The 19,106-nt window shown below is 37.8% G+C and carries 16 protein-coding genes; 9 read left to right on the top strand and 7 right to left on the bottom strand.

All coding sequences use genetic code 11. The features are described from left to right. Nucleotides 1–25 precede the first annotated feature (25 nt). The 3 genes from galU to CWO92_RS12965 all read left to right on the top strand — a co-directional run bounded on the left by galU (nt 26) and on the right by CWO92_RS12965 (nt 2,386). Complete coding sequence (gene galU, locus CWO92_RS12955) at nt 26–901, top strand: UTP--glucose-1-phosphate uridylyltransferase GalU (protein WP_101354637.1); 876 nt, start codon at nt 26–28, stop codon at nt 899–901. Between the two features lie 347 nt (nt 902–1,248). Next, nucleotides 1,249–1,926, top strand: a complete 678-nt coding sequence (locus tag CWO92_RS12960; protein ID WP_101354638.1) for a phosphatase PAP2 family protein — start codon at nt 1,249–1,251, stop codon at nt 1,924–1,926. Between the two features lie 64 nt (nt 1,927–1,990). After that, a complete protein-coding gene (locus CWO92_RS12965) occupies nt 1,991–2,386 on the top strand; it encodes a VOC family protein (RefSeq protein ID WP_101354639.1) in 396 nt (131 codons plus the stop codon). A gap of 209 nt (nt 2,387–2,595) precedes the next feature. Here the strand turns inward: CWO92_RS12965 and CWO92_RS12970 are convergent, their stop codons facing one another. After that, complete coding sequence (locus CWO92_RS12970; RefSeq protein ID WP_101354640.1) at nt 2,596–4,398, bottom strand: S9 family peptidase; 1,803 nt, start codon at nt 4,396–4,398, stop codon at nt 2,596–2,598. Nucleotides 4,399–4,837: 439 nt separating this feature from the next. Between CWO92_RS12970 and CWO92_RS12980 the strand changes: the two genes are divergently transcribed. From CWO92_RS12980 to CWO92_RS12990, 3 genes are all read left to right on the top strand, one after another. Beyond that, nucleotides 4,838–5,227, top strand: coding sequence for a GNAT family N-acetyltransferase (locus tag CWO92_RS12980; protein WP_158175553.1), 390 nt, complete (start codon nt 4,838–4,840; stop codon nt 5,225–5,227). Between the two features lie 218 nt (nt 5,228–5,445). Next, nucleotides 5,446–6,414, top strand: coding sequence for an alpha/beta fold hydrolase (locus tag CWO92_RS12985; protein WP_101354643.1), 969 nt, complete (start codon nt 5,446–5,448; stop codon nt 6,412–6,414). A gap of 170 nt (nt 6,415–6,584) precedes the next feature. Next, nucleotides 6,585–8,552 (top strand): methyl-accepting chemotaxis protein, encoded by a 1,968-nt coding sequence (locus tag CWO92_RS12990; RefSeq protein WP_101354644.1) that lies wholly within the window; start codon nt 6,585–6,587, stop codon nt 8,550–8,552. Between the two features lie 245 nt (nt 8,553–8,797). Here the strand turns inward: CWO92_RS12990 and CWO92_RS12995 are convergent, their stop codons facing one another. Next, on the bottom strand, nt 8,798–9,250 hold the full coding sequence (locus tag CWO92_RS12995) for a hypothetical protein (RefSeq protein ID WP_101354645.1): 453 nt from the start codon (nt 9,248–9,250) through the stop codon (nt 8,798–8,800). 484 nt (nt 9,251–9,734) lie between these two features. Beyond that, nucleotides 9,735–10,235 (bottom strand): DinB family protein, encoded by a 501-nt coding sequence (locus CWO92_RS13000; protein WP_101354729.1) that lies wholly within the window; start codon nt 10,233–10,235, stop codon nt 9,735–9,737. 199 nt (nt 10,236–10,434) lie between these two features. Between CWO92_RS13000 and CWO92_RS25455 the strand changes: the two genes are divergently transcribed. From CWO92_RS25455 to CWO92_RS13015, 3 genes are all read left to right on the top strand, one after another. After that, a complete protein-coding gene (locus CWO92_RS25455) occupies nt 10,435–10,704 on the top strand; it encodes a hypothetical protein (protein WP_101354646.1) in 270 nt (89 codons plus the stop codon). A gap of 324 nt (nt 10,705–11,028) precedes the next feature. Continuing rightward, a complete protein-coding gene (gene abc-f / locus CWO92_RS13010; protein ID WP_101354647.1) occupies nt 11,029–12,816 on the top strand; it encodes a ribosomal protection-like ABC-F family protein in 1,788 nt (595 codons plus the stop codon). 20 nt (nt 12,817–12,836) lie between these two features. After that, nucleotides 12,837–13,544 carry a DUF2161 domain-containing phosphodiesterase gene (locus CWO92_RS13015; protein ID WP_101354648.1) on the top strand — a complete coding sequence of 236 codons (708 nt, stop codon included), beginning with the start codon at nt 12,837–12,839 and terminating at the stop codon, nt 13,542–13,544. Between the two features lie 653 nt (nt 13,545–14,197). Here CWO92_RS13015 and CWO92_RS13020 read toward each other — a convergent pair. The 4 genes from CWO92_RS13020 to CWO92_RS13040 form a co-directional block, all read right to left on the bottom strand. Further along, nucleotides 14,198–15,115 carry a D-alanine--D-alanine ligase gene (locus CWO92_RS13020; protein WP_101354649.1) on the bottom strand — a complete coding sequence of 306 codons (918 nt, stop codon included), beginning with the start codon at nt 15,113–15,115 and terminating at the stop codon, nt 14,198–14,200. A gap of 1 nt (nt 15,116) precedes the next feature. Beyond that, entirely contained in the window at nt 15,117–16,568 is a 1,452-nt protein-coding gene (gene pdxR / locus CWO92_RS13025) for a MocR-like pyridoxine biosynthesis transcription factor PdxR (RefSeq protein ID WP_101354650.1), read from the bottom strand. Between the two features lie 537 nt (nt 16,569–17,105). Next, nucleotides 17,106–18,605 carry an MDR family MFS transporter gene (locus CWO92_RS13035; protein ID WP_101354652.1) on the bottom strand — a complete coding sequence of 500 codons (1,500 nt, stop codon included), beginning with the start codon at nt 18,603–18,605 and terminating at the stop codon, nt 17,106–17,108. 14 nt (nt 18,606–18,619) lie between these two features. Next, a complete protein-coding gene (locus tag CWO92_RS13040) occupies nt 18,620–19,093 on the bottom strand; it encodes a MarR family winged helix-turn-helix transcriptional regulator (protein WP_101354653.1) in 474 nt (157 codons plus the stop codon). Nucleotides 19,094–19,106: the final 13 nt, after the last annotated feature.

Consider the following 19,106-nt stretch of genomic DNA (forward strand, 5'->3'; position numbering starts at 1 on the left):
TAACTTGATCAAAGGAGAGAGTCTAGTGAAACAGATTCGCAAAGCAATTATTCCCGCTGCTGGATTAGGAACAAGGTTCCTCCCAGCTACGAAAGCAATGCCAAAAGAAATGCTTCCTATCGTAGATAAGCCGACCATTCAGTATATTATTGAAGAAGCAATAGAGTCGGGAATTGAAGATATCATCATTGTAACAGGTAAAGGAAAAAGAGCCATAGAGGATCATTTTGATCATGCCTTGGAATTGGAAGAAAACTTGCTGGCTAAAGGGAAATTTGATCTCCTTGAAAAGGTTAAGGAAACATCCAAAGTTGACTTACATTATATTAGGCAAAAGAACCCGAAAGGACTTGGACATGCAGTATGGTGTGCACGAAAATTTATCGGAAATGAACCATTTGCAGTTTTGTTAGGGGATGATATAGTCCAGGCTGAAACACCTTGTCTAAAACAAATGATGGATGTTTATAAGAAGATACAAGCACCTGTAATTGGTGTCCAAAACGTTCCGGAAAAGGAAACATCACGATACGGAATTGTGGACCCTATTGAACAGGACGGTTCTATTTATCAAGTAAGACAATTTGTAGAAAAACCACCTCTGGGCTCTGCACCGTCAGATTTAGCTATCATGGGAAGATACATCTTAACTCCAGAAATTTTCATGTTTTTAGAGAATCAAGAAGTAGGTACAGGCGGAGAAATTCAACTTACAGATGCAATAAGTGCTTTAAATAAGATTCAAAGAGTTTTTGCTTATAAATTTGAAGGTAAGAGGTATGATGTTGGTGATAAACTCGGGTTTATTCAGACAACAATTGAAATGGCACTTAAAAAGGAGGAATTACGAGAAGATTTAAGGTTGTTTTTAGAAGATATATTAGCTAAGCAGATACAATGAACATTTTAATCGGTAATACATGTAGAAGGCATAACTTTATAGAAGGAAACAAAAGCAAGCATCCACAAAATGCTTGCTTTTGTATCTCTGGAAAATTAATTCAACATAATTTCTTTTCTTCCATAATATCCTTTCATTCAATTTTAATTTTCCCCCTATACAATAGTAATTGCAGTTCATTAAAAAAACGGGCGGTATCCTATCTACAATCCTGGTCTTTAAAAATAAAATACTAAAAAGGGGTAACTACGCCCTGAGATGTACTGAAAAATATGTAAAAGGTTCCTTGGTGAACTGTTTTCCACAAGTTATGCTATATTCATAAAATAATAAGAGGGTGACATTGAATGAAGTGCAAAACCATTTCATCCCAATTGATGGCACTATGCTGGTTAATATCCATTCCATTGTTAGGAACCTTATATGTTATATTAAATCATCAAAGCATTAAGGCATATAGCTTGGTTACTGATCTTGACCGTCATATTCCGTTTATTAAAATTTTTATCATTCCATATGTTTCTTGGTTTGTGTTTATTTTGGCTGCGTTAGTATACCTCTGCGTAAAGAATCGCCAAATGTATTATCGGACTTTAATATATTTCAACATTGGGCTTTTGATTTGTTACGGAATTTATTCCATCTTCCAAACGCATGTACCAAGACCAACTTTATCCGGTCATGATTTGCTAACAAATATGGTTCGCTCTGTCTATCAATTAGATGAACCGTATAATTGCTTCCCGAGTACACATGTTCTAACATCTTATTTGATTTTAAAAGGATTTCAATCAGCTAAAAATATTCCAAGACCAATTAGAATCGGTGTTTCCCTTATGTCGCTTCTCATCATGGTTTCCATTCTATTTGTGAAACAGCATGTATTGTTTGACTTAATTGGCGGTGTTGCTGTTGTAGAAGCCATCTATTTTCTTCATCAATGGGGTGCAGCAAAAATAAAAAGCATCCATCTAGCTTGGCAGAACCGGAACGGAACAAATAAAGAGTCTGTTAAGAACTCATAAAGAAGGATATTTTCAGTTCATAAAGAATATAAAGATTGTTTACTATTGGTAGGGGAGGAGTTCGATGGAATTTCATGCAGTTAGGCTGTTGGTAAATGATTTTCAGGAAAGCTTAATCTTTTACAGAGATGTTCTCGGATTTTCGGAATGGCATAATGATGAACAAGAATATGCTTATTTTGAAGAAAAACAATTAGCCCTTTTTTCTCGCTCAAAAATAACAAGTGTTATCGGAGAAGACGGTGCTGCAAATACGGATATCTATTCAAAGTTCTTGCTTCAATTCGAAGTAGATGATGTGGACGAAACTTACAAGAACTTAGTGGAAAAAGGTGTTAAATTCATCAATCTACCGCATGATCAGACTGCTTGGGGATCCAGAGTATCTCATCTCCGTGACCCGGATGGAAATGTAATCGAATTATATCAAGTGATTCGACCGCAAAGAGGGAAAGAATGAACAATGAATGGATTTGATGAGGGACCTGGCTTTGAAATAGAAGACCGAATGGGAGAGAACAAGGAATTCTTAGGAAAAGTCAAAAGCTGAGTGAAACATCGCTCAGCTTTTTAATTTGTCTTGCCTGTGACTACGTAGGGAAAAATAAACTTCAAAATGTTACTCATCTGTACGCCGTTATAGCAAGGTGCTTGCGCTCCTTGTTCAGCTTAATTTGTTACCTTCTCAGTAACGAATTGATCGAAAAATTCTAGTATAGTACGGTTCACCAAAATCTCATTAGACTTCTTCGAGAATCCGTGGCCTTCATCCTCGAGAACGAGGTATTTTACATCTACACCATTATCTTGAAGGGCTTTTACAATTTGGTCGGATTCTTTCTTTACCACCCTTGGATCGTTCGCACCTTGGATGACAAGCATTGGTTTGGTCATATTATCCAAGTAAGTGATAGGAGAGTATTCAGTTAACTTGTCGTAATCCTTATCAGGATCTCCTACCCATTGATTCATAATTGGCTTCCAATGAGCTGGAACAGACTCAATAAACGAGAACAGGTTGGATGGTCCAAAGATATCGACAACGGCTTTGAAGTACTCTGGATGACGACCGTGTAACAACAATGCCATATAACCGCCAAAGCTTCCACCCAGCAGCAATGTTTTATCTCTGTCTGCTAATCCATTTTCATAAAGATATTCCAGGCCAGCTATATTGTCTAAGCGAGGACCTTCTCCCCAGTTACCTTCAACCATTTTTGTATAGGCTAGGCCATACCCAGTAGATCCTCTGAAGTTAGGAGCGAAAATGCTATAGCCTCTGTTTACGAGGAATTGGAACATCGCGCGGAAATTATTTCGCTCTGCAGCTTGCGGTCCGCCATGCGGCCAAAGAATCACATGCCCATTATTCACATCGTCTTTCGGTTTGAAAAATAGTGCCTCAATAGCTAAGCCATCATAAGAAGGATAAGTGAGGACTTCCGGAACAGCAAGATCCTCTTCCTTAACCCCAGGCACCCCAAGATTCGTTAGCTGTTTCCAGTCTTCGCTTCCTGCTTCTTTTAAGAAAATATTATACGGTTTATTAGCCGTACCAGCTAAAAGATAGACATTTCCGCTTTCGGCTACTTTGATACCTACTACAACCGTTGCAGGCAATTCCACTTTTTGCAAGGAACCGGATGCCAAATCATATTGGTATAAATAATCATTTACACCTTTGGAAGAAAGTAAATAAAGAGAATTTGATTTTTTATCGTGACTTACACTGCCAAGCTCTTCTTTTTCCAAAGAAAGAACCTTTGAAAATTCATGTGTTTCTAGGTTGAACTTTGCTAAGTATGAAAAATCCTCTCCAAATGTCGTGACAAAATAATATTGCTTTTCTACAAATATACCATCCCCAACCGTAAATTGTTCCTCTGTTTCTGGTGTAAGTGAATAGGATTTTCCATCTTGATAAAGATAGCCAGGTGCATAAGTATTGGCAAATTGTTTTATGTAGACAAAGCTTGTTTCCTCTTCATTTACAGTCAACAAAAAGCTGGCAGCATCTTCACCTTCAAAGACAACACTCTCTTCTTCTTTTTCCAAATCATATCGGTAAATATTTAGAAACGTTTCATTGTTTTTCGTAGAAGTATAATACAGCCTCTTATCATCCTTTGATAATATAGGATGCATATGACGATGACCTTCTGCTGTGCGAAGCGGAACAAGCTCACCGCCAGCGGGAGGAAGCGCATAAAGCTGTGCGTTTTCATCACCATCCTGATCAAAGCCCACAACAAGAAAACGCCCGTCATGTGAATAGGTCAGCGCATGGCAGTTTTGATTAACAAATGTGAGTGGATAAGGATATTGATTTGGCAAATCCATTGCCCAAAGATTGTATTTCCCTGTCAAATTGGTACTGAAAACTAATTGCTTTTCATCAGGACTCACGGTGAAAGCTTGAATACTGAATGTACGATAAAAATTCTCGATGTCCGGTTTTTTAAAAGTTACCAAATGAACCCACTCCCTTTTAGAAATTTCTACCTATACTGAAAATTTAAAGGAAACAGATTGAAATGTCTAGTAGGAAGTTCTGAGTATACTGAAATATGAGTGAATTTAGATAGTTTAAAGACTCCTAATAGTAATATGTTAAATGGTTTGGTCGCCAAGTCCGCTATAAAAAGATTTGTGAAAATGGAGGATAACATTGGAACAGTTATTAATGAGGAAATGTCCTTTGCCAATAAGCTTTTCCCCAACAAAAACATCAGGGTGGATTTTAATATTGATAAAAATTTTATGCTTTAAATCAGGACTGCTGCCTTCCTCCAAAACAACAATCGGCTGTACTGTCGCAAAAATTCCACGTATATGCCTCTTTTCTCGGCCACCAATATATCTATCATAAGGCTTTAAACCTCTCAACAGTTTATATGGAATGGCGCAGGATATGACGGAGGAGGTTAATGCATTCGAAAATTCACTGCAAAGAATTGAGATACGACACTGGAAGATGAATAAAGAAGAACAAAATCAATATTTGCAGACAGAAAAAGAAATTTGGCCAGACAATCCGCTGGGAATGGAAAGATTGTTGGAATTTAAAGGAAAACCAAATTGGACTGCGATTACAGCATTCGACGGAAAGGATATAGTAGGAGGTATAATGGCTTGGGAGGATTTAGAAGAACCAGTGGGAGTGATTGAAGATCTCTTTGTAAAAGAGACTTATCGAAAACTGGGCCTGGGAAGAAATCTGCTTACTTCCGGGCTGACATATCTACAATCGGTTGGGTTTAAGGAAATGTCAGAGGAAAAGCGTTTTAATATTGAATTGTAATAGAGTCAGCCTAGGGCTGGCTTTTTTGGCTATTAGTGGATTGTGCTGGATAAGGAAATGAGAACAATCATTGTCTTGAGCGACCATTAACCGCATAATAGGAAAAATACTCTTTCTCTATTTACCACATCATCCCTTGGATTTCATTCCCTTGGTAAAATAAAAACATTCGTTTTAAAATAGAAGGGATGATTAAAAAATAGAAAGGTCGCGGACCTATGTTTAGAGGAAAAGCTTTCCCCATAAATAAAGAAAATTCCATCTCAGAGTTATTTGAACTACCACTCAATGATATCAAGCAGTGGATATATATTCGTGGCGAGGATTCAACAAAACCAATATTATTAATGGTTCACGGGGGACCAGGTGCCAGTCAAATTGGTTTTATCCGTCATTTTCAAAAGAAATTAGAACGGCACTTTATAGTGGTTAATTGGGATCAAAGGGGGTCTGGAATGTCCTATTCCCCTGTTATCCCGAAAGAATCCATGACCATCCAGCATTTTGTAGATGATCTAATTGTATTGACGGAATACGTACGTGAACGATTTAAGAAAAATAAAGTTTATCTTGCAGCCCATTCCTGGGGCTCCATCATTGGTCTACTAGCTGTCCAACATAGACCTGACCTCTTTTATAAATATTTTGGGATTGCCCAAATAGCGAATTATTTAGAGAATGAAAAAGCCTCTTATCATCTTCTGCTGGAAAAGGCGAAAAAGCAAAATCATAAAAAGGCGATTAAAGGTTTAACCAAAATTGGGCAACCACCGTGGACACATCCGAAAAAGGAACGTATTTTGAATAAATATTTGAACTTGTTAGGCGGAGGCATGTCACGTGAAGGGAGACTGTTAAAAACAATGATAAAACATGTCATACAAGGTTCGGAATATAAGTTTCATGATTATCATCGCTTTTTAGCAGGACAGGTTTTTAGCAAAAAGGCTCTTCACAATGAACTGAAAACAGTTGATTTAAAAAAAGCCATTAAAAGGGTAACTATCCCGATTTACTTTTTAATGGGAAAATATGATTTAACCGTCCCACCCAAATTAACTGAAGAATTGTTTCAATCCATTGACGCAGATGAAAAACAATGGATTTGGTTTGAGAATTCTGCGCACTCACCGCTGTTTGAAGAGATAAAAAAATTTACTGATATACTCGTTGAAAAAGCCAGGTAACTACATAAACCTGGCTTTTTCTTTATTAAAAGGAAAGTATTGAAACTTCACCTAATTCTGTCTTTATGATAAATACTAAATTATTTTTCACAAATGTCCGATAAGGTTAGAGGTGGACCATTTTAAAATGCTTTAAGATTAATAACAACAAGAAAAGAGGATTACGATAAATGAAAGGATTAAGATTTTCTATCCGCAAAAAGTTAATTATTTCTTTTGCACTAATATTAATTATTCCACTTGTTATTAGCGGTTTAATTTCCTATGAAAGTTCCAAACAAAATATTGATAAGCAGCTTATGAGGGCAGCAGATGAAAATGTTGATACTCTTAATGAATTAATCAATTCAACTATTTCCCCCTTTTTCAATGATGCTACCTATTTTTCGGGAAAAATAACTGCTAAGGATTATCAAGGAGCCAAAAGTCCGCGTATCCGAACCAAGTTGGACCAATACTTAAATCTTCATAAAAATGTTCAGCTAGTATATGTGGGAACGGAAACAGGATTGATGATTAAATCGCCGAATAGTGAAGTAGCACCAGGCTATGATCCAAGACAGCGCTCCTGGTACAAGGATGCAATGAATAATCCTGGAAAAACAATTATTACAGATCCGTATATTTCTTCTAGTACAAAAGATGTTGTGGTAACAGTTGCCAAAACCCTAAATGACAATTCTGGTGTAATAGGTATTGATATTTCTTTAAAAAGCTTTAATACCATAGTCGATAAAATTAACATTGGCAAGAAAGGGTATGCAATGATTTTAGACGGAAAGAAAAACTTCATTGCCAGTCCAATGAACAAAGGAGGTTCTTCGGTTAAGCAATCCTTTTACAATGATCTTTATAAAAAAGCATCCGGTGAATTTAAGTATGAAATAAATGGACAATCCAAGAAGATGCTATTTGCTACGAATAAGTTGACTGGTTGGAAAATTGCCGGGACTATGGATACCTCGGAGACGACAGATGCTTCAATGCCAATTTTAATATCAACTGGAATCGATATTCTTATTACCTTTATCGTCGGAGGAATTATCATATTTTTCGTTATTCGTTCTATAACGAATCCACTTCACCGCTTGAAAAATGTAGCAGTAGAAATAAGTGCAGGAAATTTAACTCAAAAAATTGAGATTCATACTAGAGATGAAATTCAAGATTTAGGAAATGCATTCAATGAAATGGCTGAAAATTTAAGACAATTAATACAACAAATAGATGATAGTTCTGTTCAATTATCCGCATCGGCTGAGGAACTGACAGCTGGTGCTGAAGAGACAAAGATTGCAACGGAGCAAGTAGCTACGACGATTGAACAGGTAGCCAAAGGGGCCGAAATTCAATCTTCAGGTATTAAAAGTAATGCAAGATCAATGGATGAAATTTCTAAAGGTATTCAACGAGTTGCAGAGAATACGACACAGGTTACTGAATTAACAAGGAATACCACACAGGTAGCTGAAGAAGGCGGGGTTTTTGTCAAACGTACGGTCGAACAAATGAAGGATATTTATAACACAGTCGGTGAAACTAATAAAAAGATGGAAATCTTATCTAACCGATCTAATCAAATTGGAACGATAATCGAATTGATTACTGGTATTGCAGACCAAACGAACTTATTAGCTTTGAATGCAGCCATTGAGGCAGCACGGGCAGGTGAACATGGAAAAGGCTTTGCGGTAGTGGCGGATGAAATTCGTAAGCTTGCAGAACAATCAAGACACTCTGCACAGGAAATAGCGGATTTAGTAATAGAAATTCAAAAGGAAACGGTCGTATCAGTCGAATCAATGGAAGAAGCAACCAATAAGGTGGAAGAGGGTCTATCTGTCTCCAATGAGACCATTCAAAAATTTGAAGACATTTTAAATGGCATGGAGAAAATAGCACCACAGATGGAAGATGTTGCAGCAATCTCCCAACAAATTACGGCAAGTGTACAAGAAATAACATCTATCATGAACGAACTTGCTACGATTGCCCAAGAAAACTCTGCATCTGCAGAAGAAATTGCGGCCACAACGGAGGAAAACGTAGCATCCATGGGGGATATCTCTCATGCAGCGAATGCTCTATCAAACATGGCAGAAGACCTTCAAACACTATTAAAGAAATTTAAACTTTAATGCTGCCATATAATGGGTGAAAGGTACTGTTTTAGCCAATCAACATTATATCGATAAAATTACTAAAGTCAGTCCTACTCTCTTTACTGGGGAAGGACTGACTAATTTTTTTTAAAGACCAATAAAAAAGAAAGTGCGTCTAAAACGCTAGTATTTGCGTTTTAGACATTTTCAAATAATGAATGGAATGTTAAGGAAAAACCCCAATCAGTACAAACGTACATCATTGTACCTTTCTTATTTTTTTATTGTTTTTCAACAGTGATTACGGGTTCATTTTCACTAATTACTTCCAACATAAAATCTGATGTAACATACAAATGATGTTCAGCGTTAGGATAAAGGCCCACCCTAGCAGGATAAATACTGTCATACCAAGATATCCAACTTGAGTTTTCCACTTTATAAAATGTTGGTTTATAAGTGAGAGTACCTTCATTCTCTCTCCAAGCATTTCCGATAAGATCGTCAATATCAGGTCTTCCTAACTCATCAAAGATGCGAAATGATATGATAGCATATGTTTGTGCTTTATCTTGTTTATAAGTGAACCTATATTCTTTAAAGTTCTTTATATCTTCAAAAATAAGGACAAAATCTTTTTGATAATGCACATCTACAAAATACATTTCATTATCATACCTGCAAAACGGATTATCTTCTAAAGGTTCCCAAATAATTAGTTTTTCTGTTGTCATAAGCGTTTCTCCATTAGATTAATATCCAAGAAATTCATGAATGATTAAGTAGGTCTTACAGCACCAGCAGTCAAACTTGAACTCGTATATAGCGCAACAGCTCCATTAGAGGTACTTTTTACAAAGGTTACCTCATCCCTTTTACATATTGTTAACTTCACCAGAGCCGATTCTGCTAAATTGTTTTTTTCAGCACCATAATTTCCGCTATAGTATACTGCCCGTATACCGCCACTACTTGTGTGAGTATAAAATTCCCCAATCAGTACTCTCCTGTGAAGGTTTAGATGCCTCCGCGAACATCTTTTATTGCTTATGTTAGTTGTTGAAAGAGTCTCAACGTTAATACTTTCTAATAGCTTTTGATATTCATTATCCGAAAATCAATAATCTTATCGGCATAAATACTAATGCTATTGTTTTCATCGGCAAGCAAAAGTTGAACTTAAAGGGATTAATGTAAAATATTCTGAAAAACATGCAACTATTGTGCATTAATATGCTCTCTTTTATATAAATAGAGCCCATAATCCTGCATCACCGATGGGTGTCCAAGTTCCCTTAGCATGGTGGCAATATTTCCACGGTGGTAATTGCCATGAGTGACAATATGAAGGACGGATTCATTATTAGATGTTTCCAACTTACCAGCATAAGGATTGTTTACGATAATGACCTGGTCCATATTTTCTTGTTGGCTTAGAAATGTCTTGTTTTTGAGGGATAAGTCGTCATAGAGGTTTTCCATTTCTTCAAGGCTCTTTGATTCTAGCTCTTTTTGAAGCTGATTTGCGTGTGCGAAGGCCTCAGTCATTGTTTTTCCTGCCATAATTTCGAACCATAACTGTTCGACCAGATAAATATGGGTAAACACTTGTGAAATGGAAGTAAAGCCACTTTGTAAGTCATGATGATAAATATCTTGAGGAAGTTTTTTTAAGTGATTAATGATTTCTTTGTTTGCCCAGACATTGTAGTCATACATATCTTGCGTGGGATTTTTTTTCAAACAGTTGTCCTCCTTGTTTCTTATTATGTGGAATATTATACCATCCGCTTTATGCCTATGTATATTTGAATTAAGTGACAAAATTCGTACCTATTCCGTTCACAAATGCTCGATGCCTTTCATTAGCGGATTGCCTATAGGAGATTGTGTTTCAGAAGAGGGATTACGATGAAAAATGAAATTAAAAGTGTACCCTGACAAGCGGGCGTTAGAATCAGGCGGTTTTTCTACAAACATTTGGGATAATCGTGCGGTTGATGGTGTGAATTTGAATGTACGTGCAGGTTCTATCGAGGAGTCATTGGTCTGCCGAGCGGAAAAACCTGACAATCTGCATTATATAAACACAATATCAGATCTAGTCACCGCATTTAGAAATCTAACTAGTTTTGGCAATATCGCGATGCATGCATATATGCGTCGGACATTGATAAGCAAGAAATGACTCACTGTTTTGACAATTAAAATATTGCGATTGCAAAAAATCATGTTATAATAAAGGTAATTTCTTAAAGGAGGCATCAAAAATAGACGATATGATTCTATAACCTTTTACGCTACACAATCTTATAGCATAAAAGGACTCTGCCTGTGCATGGTCAGAGTGATGGGATTAGTATGTCTATTTTTATATGTCTTTTCGGATTATTAGAGGTAAGATTCCTAATGGGATTTTACTTGTTTTTGTTATATATTGAATCCATCTATTTTAGCACAGGCAGTCGTCTGTGCTTTTTTGTTTCATTTTTTTATAGATGGAGGGATCAATATGTACGTATTAAAAACAGATAATCTAAGTGTGGAATTAAACGGAGTTTTTATTTTTCAAGGTGTGAACTTGGATATTCAAAGAGGAAATCATGTTGCTTTAATAGGTGATAATGGAGTAGGGAAAACCACTTTGTTAAAAGTATTATGCGGAAAAGTTTCGCAGACAGGCGGAAAATTAGAATTCGGAATTAGTCGTGAGGAAATTGGCTGGATGATGGATGAACAAGTGGATGTCGGTCTCACTACGATAAAATTTCTATACATGGAAAATGAACAGTGTTATGAAGTGAAAAATAAATTAGAAAATATGCAGGATCATTGGAAGGATGATGCTAGTTTTATTGAGGAGTACAATAATACTTTACAGCAATATATGGATCTCCAGGGTTACGAGTGGGAGATGAAGATGGAGAGGGTGGCCAAAGAACTTGGGATTGAGCAGGAATGGTGGAATATTCCGTTCCGTGAGCTTAGCGGGGGACAAAAAACACGTGTGAGGTTAGCTAGGTTACTTATAAAGGAGCCTCAGATGCTTGTATTAGATGAGCCGACCAACCATATGGATATCGAATCGGTAGAGTGGCTGGTCGGCTGGCTTCGGCAATATAAAGGTACTGTTCTTTTCACTTCACATGAACGTGATTTTATCGACAAAGTTGCGGACATAACCTATGAACTAACAGATAAAGGAACTAAGCGGTACAATGGAGGGTACTCTTTTTATAAAAAGTTGCATGACGAAGAGCAGCATGCTGCTGAAGAATTGTATAAAAAATACAATCAAGAAAGAAAAAAACTATTAGAAGTTATTCAAACCTATAAACAGTGGTATCAAAAAGCGTCGAACTCGGCAAGTGAACGGAACCCGTTTGCTAAAAAACAAGCTGGCCGGCATGCGAAGCAGGTGAAGGTGAAGGAAAAGGCGTTGGAACGATTAGATAATAAAAAAATGGAAAGACCGAGAGAAAATAAGGGGATTGAGGCAGTTTTTGATGCGGAGGCTTTTGAAGGAAAACGGATGATAGGGATGAAGGATGTGTCTTTCTCATATCATGCGGATGCACCTTTCTTCCAACACCTGGAGATGGAGATTTTGCGCGGAGACCGTTTGGCGGTTGTTGGGAAGAACGGATCGGGTAAAACAACCTTATTAAAGCTTTTAACGGGTATTCTTAATCCTCTAGAAGGAGAAGTTCGACGAAATCCTCAATTGAGAATTGGTTATTTTATGCAAGAGTTGGATCAATTAAATATGGAAAATACCATTCTTGAAGAGCTTCTTGAACTGGAACATTTAACGCAGGAGGAAGCTAGAACGATTTTGGCATGTTTCCTGTTCCGCCGCGAGGATGTTTTTAAGAAGATAAAGGATTTGAGTATGGGGGAAAAATGCCGAGTTGCGTTTGTGAAGCTGTACTTTTCTGAGGCAAACCTGCTTGTTATGGATGAGCCAACAAACTATTTAGATATTCGTACGCGTGAACAAATAGAGGAAGCTCTGGCTGTATACCCAGGTTCAGTGGTTATTGTTTCGCATGACCCTTATTTGCTTAGAAAGGTTGCGAATAGGGTGATAGAAATAGAAGCAGGCCAGGTTTCTCATTATAAAGGGAGTTATACAGATTGGGAGGTCAGCCGGAAGCTTAGTCCTGAAAAGCAAAAATTAGAAAATGAAATATCATTGCTAGAGATGGAGCTTGTTGATTTATATGGTCAAGAGGGAGAGAACTTAGATAAAATAAAAGAGATAAAGAGGAAATTGCAGGAATTGAAAGATTCTATGTAGGATAAAAGAAGAGGATTTCTATGGAAAAAAAGAAACTTTATGAAGCGGATTTATATGAGCCAGTCAGGAGGCTGTTTGTACGGGAAGGGTATGAGGTGAATGGAGAGGTAAAGGATTGTGATTTAACAGCTGTGAAGGAAGAAGAGCTTATCATCGTGGAAATGAAAAAGAATTTGACAGTGGAGCTCTTAATACAAGCAGCGAATCGACAGAAATTAACAGACCTCGTCTTTATAGCTATTCCAAAGCCAAAGTATAAGATGTACTCAAAGAAATGGCATGATATGTGCCACTTGTTAAAAAGACTGGAGCTTGGTTTAATCATCGTATCTTTCTTGAAAAGCGGGGCAAAGGCAGAAATTATTTTGTCGCCTGCCCCTTTTGATAGGAAAAGAACTATGCAGATGAATAAGAAAAAGAGATTGAGTTTGTTGACGGAAATTAATGGGCGGAGTGGCGATTATAATATCGGAGGCAGCAATAAAACAAAAATCATGACGGCATATAAGGAAAATTGCATTCAGATTGCCTGTTATTTGGATCGGGAAGGGCCAACATCCCCGAAAACCCTGCGCAAAATGGGGACGGGCGAAAAAACCTTATCCATCCTAACCCAAAACTACTACGGCTGGTTCGAAAAAGTCAGTCGCGGCATCTACACCATCACCGAAAAAGGAAAAGAAGAAATAAAACAATACCCAGAGCTCCTCAAACATTATTTGAATTAAGGGTGCCTGGCACCACTCGTGGACAAAATGGGAAAGTGTCCATGTGGGGTGGACAGTTTAGCATGAATTTATTAGCACAATAGAATTTCGACAGTTATGTTCATAAAAAGGGTCGTCGTTTTAAAAAAAGATCTGTTTGTACGACGGCTCTGACTATTTATAAATACAAACTTTCCGGATTTATAACCTTATAAAAAATAAGCCATCATTTGATGGTTTTCATTTAAAGTATAGCTTTGCGGAGGAAGTCTCCTTTTCCCTTAAATAAGCACTGTTTTTATAAATCACTAAAGCAACATCCAATAGAGAAGCGCTTTAAAATGAGATTGCTGTAAATCCAGACATATGACTATAAAGAACCCCCTCCAATACTGTCGTCCCACCATACATAGTTGCATTTACCAAAGCATTTCCACGTGCTGTCGTAGGTACGCTCTGCAAAATACTCATAAATACCGAATACACTTGTTTCTTTGAATAGGTATATATAAAGAAAATCTATCATTCCTAAAAATTTCTCATTCGCCACCGTTTTTAAAACCTAATCATTTCATTCCATATATTAGGTGGAGACCACTTTTTCCTTAGATGAAAAAAATCCTGCCAAAGCAGGATTACAAGTAATTTGAATCACGTTTCGAATGATTAATCTCCTATTTAAAGCCTTCCATTTTCCTTACTTGCATCGAGGTTTCGATAATCATGTCTAAAAGTTCGCTGTAAGCTATGCCAGCCGCTTGAGCACTTTTTGGTAGCAAGCTATTTTTTGTCATGCCTGGTAAGGTATTAACCTCCATAACATATGGAATGCCGTCCTTGACCATCATATCTATTCTTGCGTAGACACTGCATTTCAAGGCTTTATAACATGCAAGAGCTGCAGCAACAACTCTTTCGTTTAACTCGTTAGGGAGTTCCACTACCTCTTCAATCGTAGCAGCATCATCATATTTGGCATTGTAGTCAAAAAACTCTGCTTTGTGGCGAATGGAAATGACAGGTAAAGGTCTTCCATCAAAAACAGAGCAAGTAATCTCATCGCCTTTTATATACTTTTCAATCATCACTTCGGAATCCCATTCAAAGACTTCGGCAATGGATGAAAGCAAAGAGTCCTTATCATATACGATTTTTACACCAACACTTGAACCGCCGGAATTTGGTTTTACCACAACCGGATATCCCATTTTGTCTATTTCATCCAACTGAAGCTCATCCATATTCGAAAGGCAGATCCAATCCGAGGTGGGAATCCCTTCAAATCGCATAATCTTTTTCGAGATATTTTTATCCATACAAATACTGCTGGATAGCATGCCGCTTCCTGTATAAGGAATGCCTAAGGTTTCTAGAGTGCCCTGGATGGTTCCGTCTTCCCCATATTTTCCGTGTAGGGCTAATAGCGCCATATCAAGATCTTTGGCCTTTTCCACTAAATCTTCTTTGTTGTGAAGCTGAACGGGTATAACCTCATATTTATTTTTATCCAAATGTGCAATCATTTCTTCTCCCGTCATAAGAGACACTTGTCTTTCGGAGGAAACCCCTCCCATGATGACGCCAACCTTCATTTTATGAACCTCCATATTCTTTTTTTAATATATCTCCGATTACTTTTATTCCGCGTACAATATCTTCTTCTTTTAATCTGGAAAATCCTAAACGGAAGGTATTGCTTCCTTTTCCGTTTGTATAAAAAACATCACCCGGTGAAAAAACGACCCCTTTTTGATAGCATTTTTTCAATAAATGTCGCGAATCTATATGGTTTTCTAATTCAATAAAAAGATGAAGTCCGCCGTCCCCGGTCATTCTTTTAAAAGGAAGGTATTGTTCGCATGTATGCACAGCTAACTCGTATTTTTTTTTATAAACGGACCTGGCCCTTTTTAAATATTTTTCAAAATGGCCGTCATGCAAATATTGATATAATACTGCCTGATCCAGCGTAGAAGTGTGAATTGTTCGTGCTCGCTTCATGCTTTCCAGGTAGTAAATCAGTTCCTTGTCTGCTAAAACCCAACCAACACGCAATCCTGGAAAAAGGATTTTGGAAAAACTGCTCAAATAGATAACATTATTACCTTTTCCCGCAATGGCTGCAAAAGGGGCTAGGTGGGAACCTGAATAGCGTAATTCCTCATTAAATCCATCTTCTAAAATGGGTATTTGATATTTGGACATTAGCCTCATGACCTCCATTCTTTTCTCAGAGGAGGTCACAATCCCGGTGGGGTTATGATAAGACGGGATTAAATAGGCAAGATCAAAATCTGTATTGGACAAGGTATCTTCTAGTTTTGGAATGTTGATACCATCATCATCCATTTCAATTCCATGGATTTCAAACCCGTGTAGCCGGAATAGCTTAAGGGCAGATTGATGGGTTGGATTCTCACAAAGGATACGAGCGGATTTTTTCGATAGAGAAGATAATACAATATCGAGTCCCTCCGTAAAACCATTCGTAATCAGAACATCCTTGTTCGAAATGTCTACACCCTTGATCTCCATGTAATGCAAAAGATAGTCGATTAGGGGTTTGAAGCCCTTGGCATATCCGTAGTTGAGAACGATATGGCCTTCAATGGACATCCGAGTTAGAAAAGCCCTTTTAAAATTTTCTACATCAAAAAGCTTTTGATCGGGTGCAATGCTATTGAATGCAATCATACCTTTATCCCAGCGTACACCATGTTTCATTAGATCCATTTCGTCCGCAAGCATGGTTAATTCATTGATTTTTTCTTCCCAGTTCAGTTGAAGGGAAGCTGCTTTGGCGGTCTCTACCCGCCCAACAAAATTTCCTTTGCCTTTTATCGCGTAAATAAGCCCTTCCTGTTCTAAATCCGCGTACGCAGTTAGCACTGTATTCCGACTGACAGATAATAAAGTGCTTAGTTCACGGGTGGAAGGCAGCTTTTGTTGCTCAAGCAAATGCCCATTCGTAATCATTTTCTTCAAATATTCTTTTAGTTGAATATAGACAGGACGACCGTCCACAGGCTTAAAATCGTTAAACACGCCTTCAACCCCTTGCTATCATTTTTACATAACCGCATCTGTTCCAAAAGGTCCACCACCTATGCATTTTTCCAAACCAGTGGTTGGTGGTGCCAGGCACCAAAAACGGGACGATTATTGTCCCGAAAATGGTGCCTGGCACCACTCGTGGACAATTTGCAGTTTTGTTTTTCCTGCGCAGACACTTTTGGTGCATTGATATTTTCATTGTACTAACTTTACAGGTAACATTAAAGAAAAGAAAGGTTAGAAAGGATGGTTGTATTTCTTTAATAATGCAGTTCACCTATTTCATTTTAGTCTCAGCGGTAAAAAGGGAAGAGAGAAGAAAAGAATGACCTCATAGAAGAATGGGGTGTAGTATATTTCTTTTATAAGTCAGGGAGTATGAGGAATTGTAAATAGGGGAAAAGTGGGTAAGTTCTTAATGAGAAATGGAGTGTGCGAACGTCTACAAAGCAGTAATAACTATAGAAGGAAAGGTGTCCACCACTCGCGGACAAAATGCCGGAATGTCCACGAGTGGTGCCTGGCACCCTATTTTCCTTTTGCTGGGGTCATTAGCCTTTCTTTTCCCATTAATAGTATAGCAATAAACCCTAGTCCAATCGGGATTAATGCCCAGCCGAATGTTGTGGAGACGGAGTGGGCCATTGCATCGGTGATTTTATGAAGGATTTCCGTTGGGATTTTCGCTCTAGTATCAGCAGATAGCAAGGCACGTGAATCCATATGTCCAGTAAATCCCTTCATTTGACTGAATGCATCCTTTAACTTACTATTCAGTACATGATTTTGAATGGTACCAAATATTGTAACGCCGAGTGTCATTCCAAGCGTTCTAAAAAAGTTATTTGTTGATGTGGCAATACCGCGTTTTTGCGGTTCAATATTATGCTGCGTCGCCATACCTAATAAAGAGAAATTGAATCCCATTCCAAGCCCAGTAATAATCATGAAAATGGTGAGAAGGTATCGCGGAGTGCCCACATCGATTGTGCTCAAAAGGAGCATCCCTGCAAAAAATAAAACAACGGAAACAAGCATGATGCCGCGATAACTAAAACGTCTTACCGATTGTCCGCCTAACTGGCTTCCAATAACAGAACCAATCATCATCGGAATCAAAATTACACCTGAATTCGTAGCAGAACCGCCATAAACAGACTGAACAAAAATCGGAATCATGACAGTCGTTATGATAAAAGCGGCACCATAGAAAAAGGCAACTCCTTGTGTTGCTGCAAATAATTGGCTTTTAAAGAGGCTAAAAGAAATAATGGGCTCTGCCACCTTTCTTTCCACCAGGAGAAAAATAATGAATAGGACGGCAAATATAGCAAAAAGCGTAATAATCATGCTCGAACCCCATGCATATTGATTTCCGCCTAGTTCAAGCGCAAACATTAAGCTGACCACAGCCCCAATAAGTGTAATCGCGCCAATCCAGTCAATTTTAAGCTTCTTAAGATTAAGATGTTCTTTATAAAATTGCACAATAAAAAATAATGAAATAACACCAAGAGGCAGGTTAATATAAAAGATCCAACGCCAATCAATTTGATCTGTAATATAAGCACCAAGTAATGGACCGATGACACTGGACAATCCAAATACTGCTCCAAATAATCCCGTCATCTTACCGCGCTTTTCTGGCGGGAAGATATCAAAAATGATCGTAAACGCAATTGGCATTAATGAGCCTCCGCCAATCCCTTGAATAGCACGATATATACTAAGTTGTGTAATACTTTGTGCTGTTCCGCAAAGGGCAGATCCAATAAGAAAAATAATTAGTCCAAATAGGAAAAATCGTTTTCGCCCGTACATATCGGATAACTTACCGAAAATTGGCATACTTGCCATGGTTGCAACTAAATAAGCGGAAGTAACCCAGATAAATTTATCCAGTCCGCCGAGTTCTCCAACAATTGTTGGCATGGAAGCGGCTACTATTGTATTGTCCATTGCCCCCATTAAAATTCCTAAAAGCAGGCCTGCTACAACAAACCCTATTTTGCTTTCGTTTGATACCATATAAATCCCCCTTTTTACTTGTTGTCTGATAATTTTAGTGATTCTTTCGGATAAAGCGTATTAAGCCCTACTAAAATATCTAGTACTATATGTAATTCTTTTTCATTATATTGCTTAAATAATTCGGAAACGGATTCGTTCAATGGTTGAAATAAACGGCGGATTTCCTGCGTTCGACGTGAAATGGGCTGAATAATCACACGTCTGCGGTCCTCAGGATCTTGAACTCGCTCAACTAGTTCCGCTTTCTCTAAACGATCAATAACTCCAGTAATAGCCCCCGTTGTCAAGTTAGTGAGGGCGGCGAGTCTTCCAGCAGTTACTGGCCCTGTATAATTTAACAAATCCCGGCATTTTAAATCGGTGGCATTTAAATGGAGTTTAGAGGCAACTGCTTCCATAAAAAAAAGATTCATTGTACTGAACTTTCTCAATTCCTGAATGAGGGAAGACAACAATTCTTGTGTATTTCCTGTTTCGTCTGTCAATGAGATCCCATCC

The sequence above is a fragment of the Heyndrickxia camelliae genome (assembly GCF_002844575.1).
Classification (GTDB): domain Bacteria; phylum Bacillota; class Bacilli; order Bacillales; family Bacillaceae_C; genus Margalitia; species Margalitia camelliae.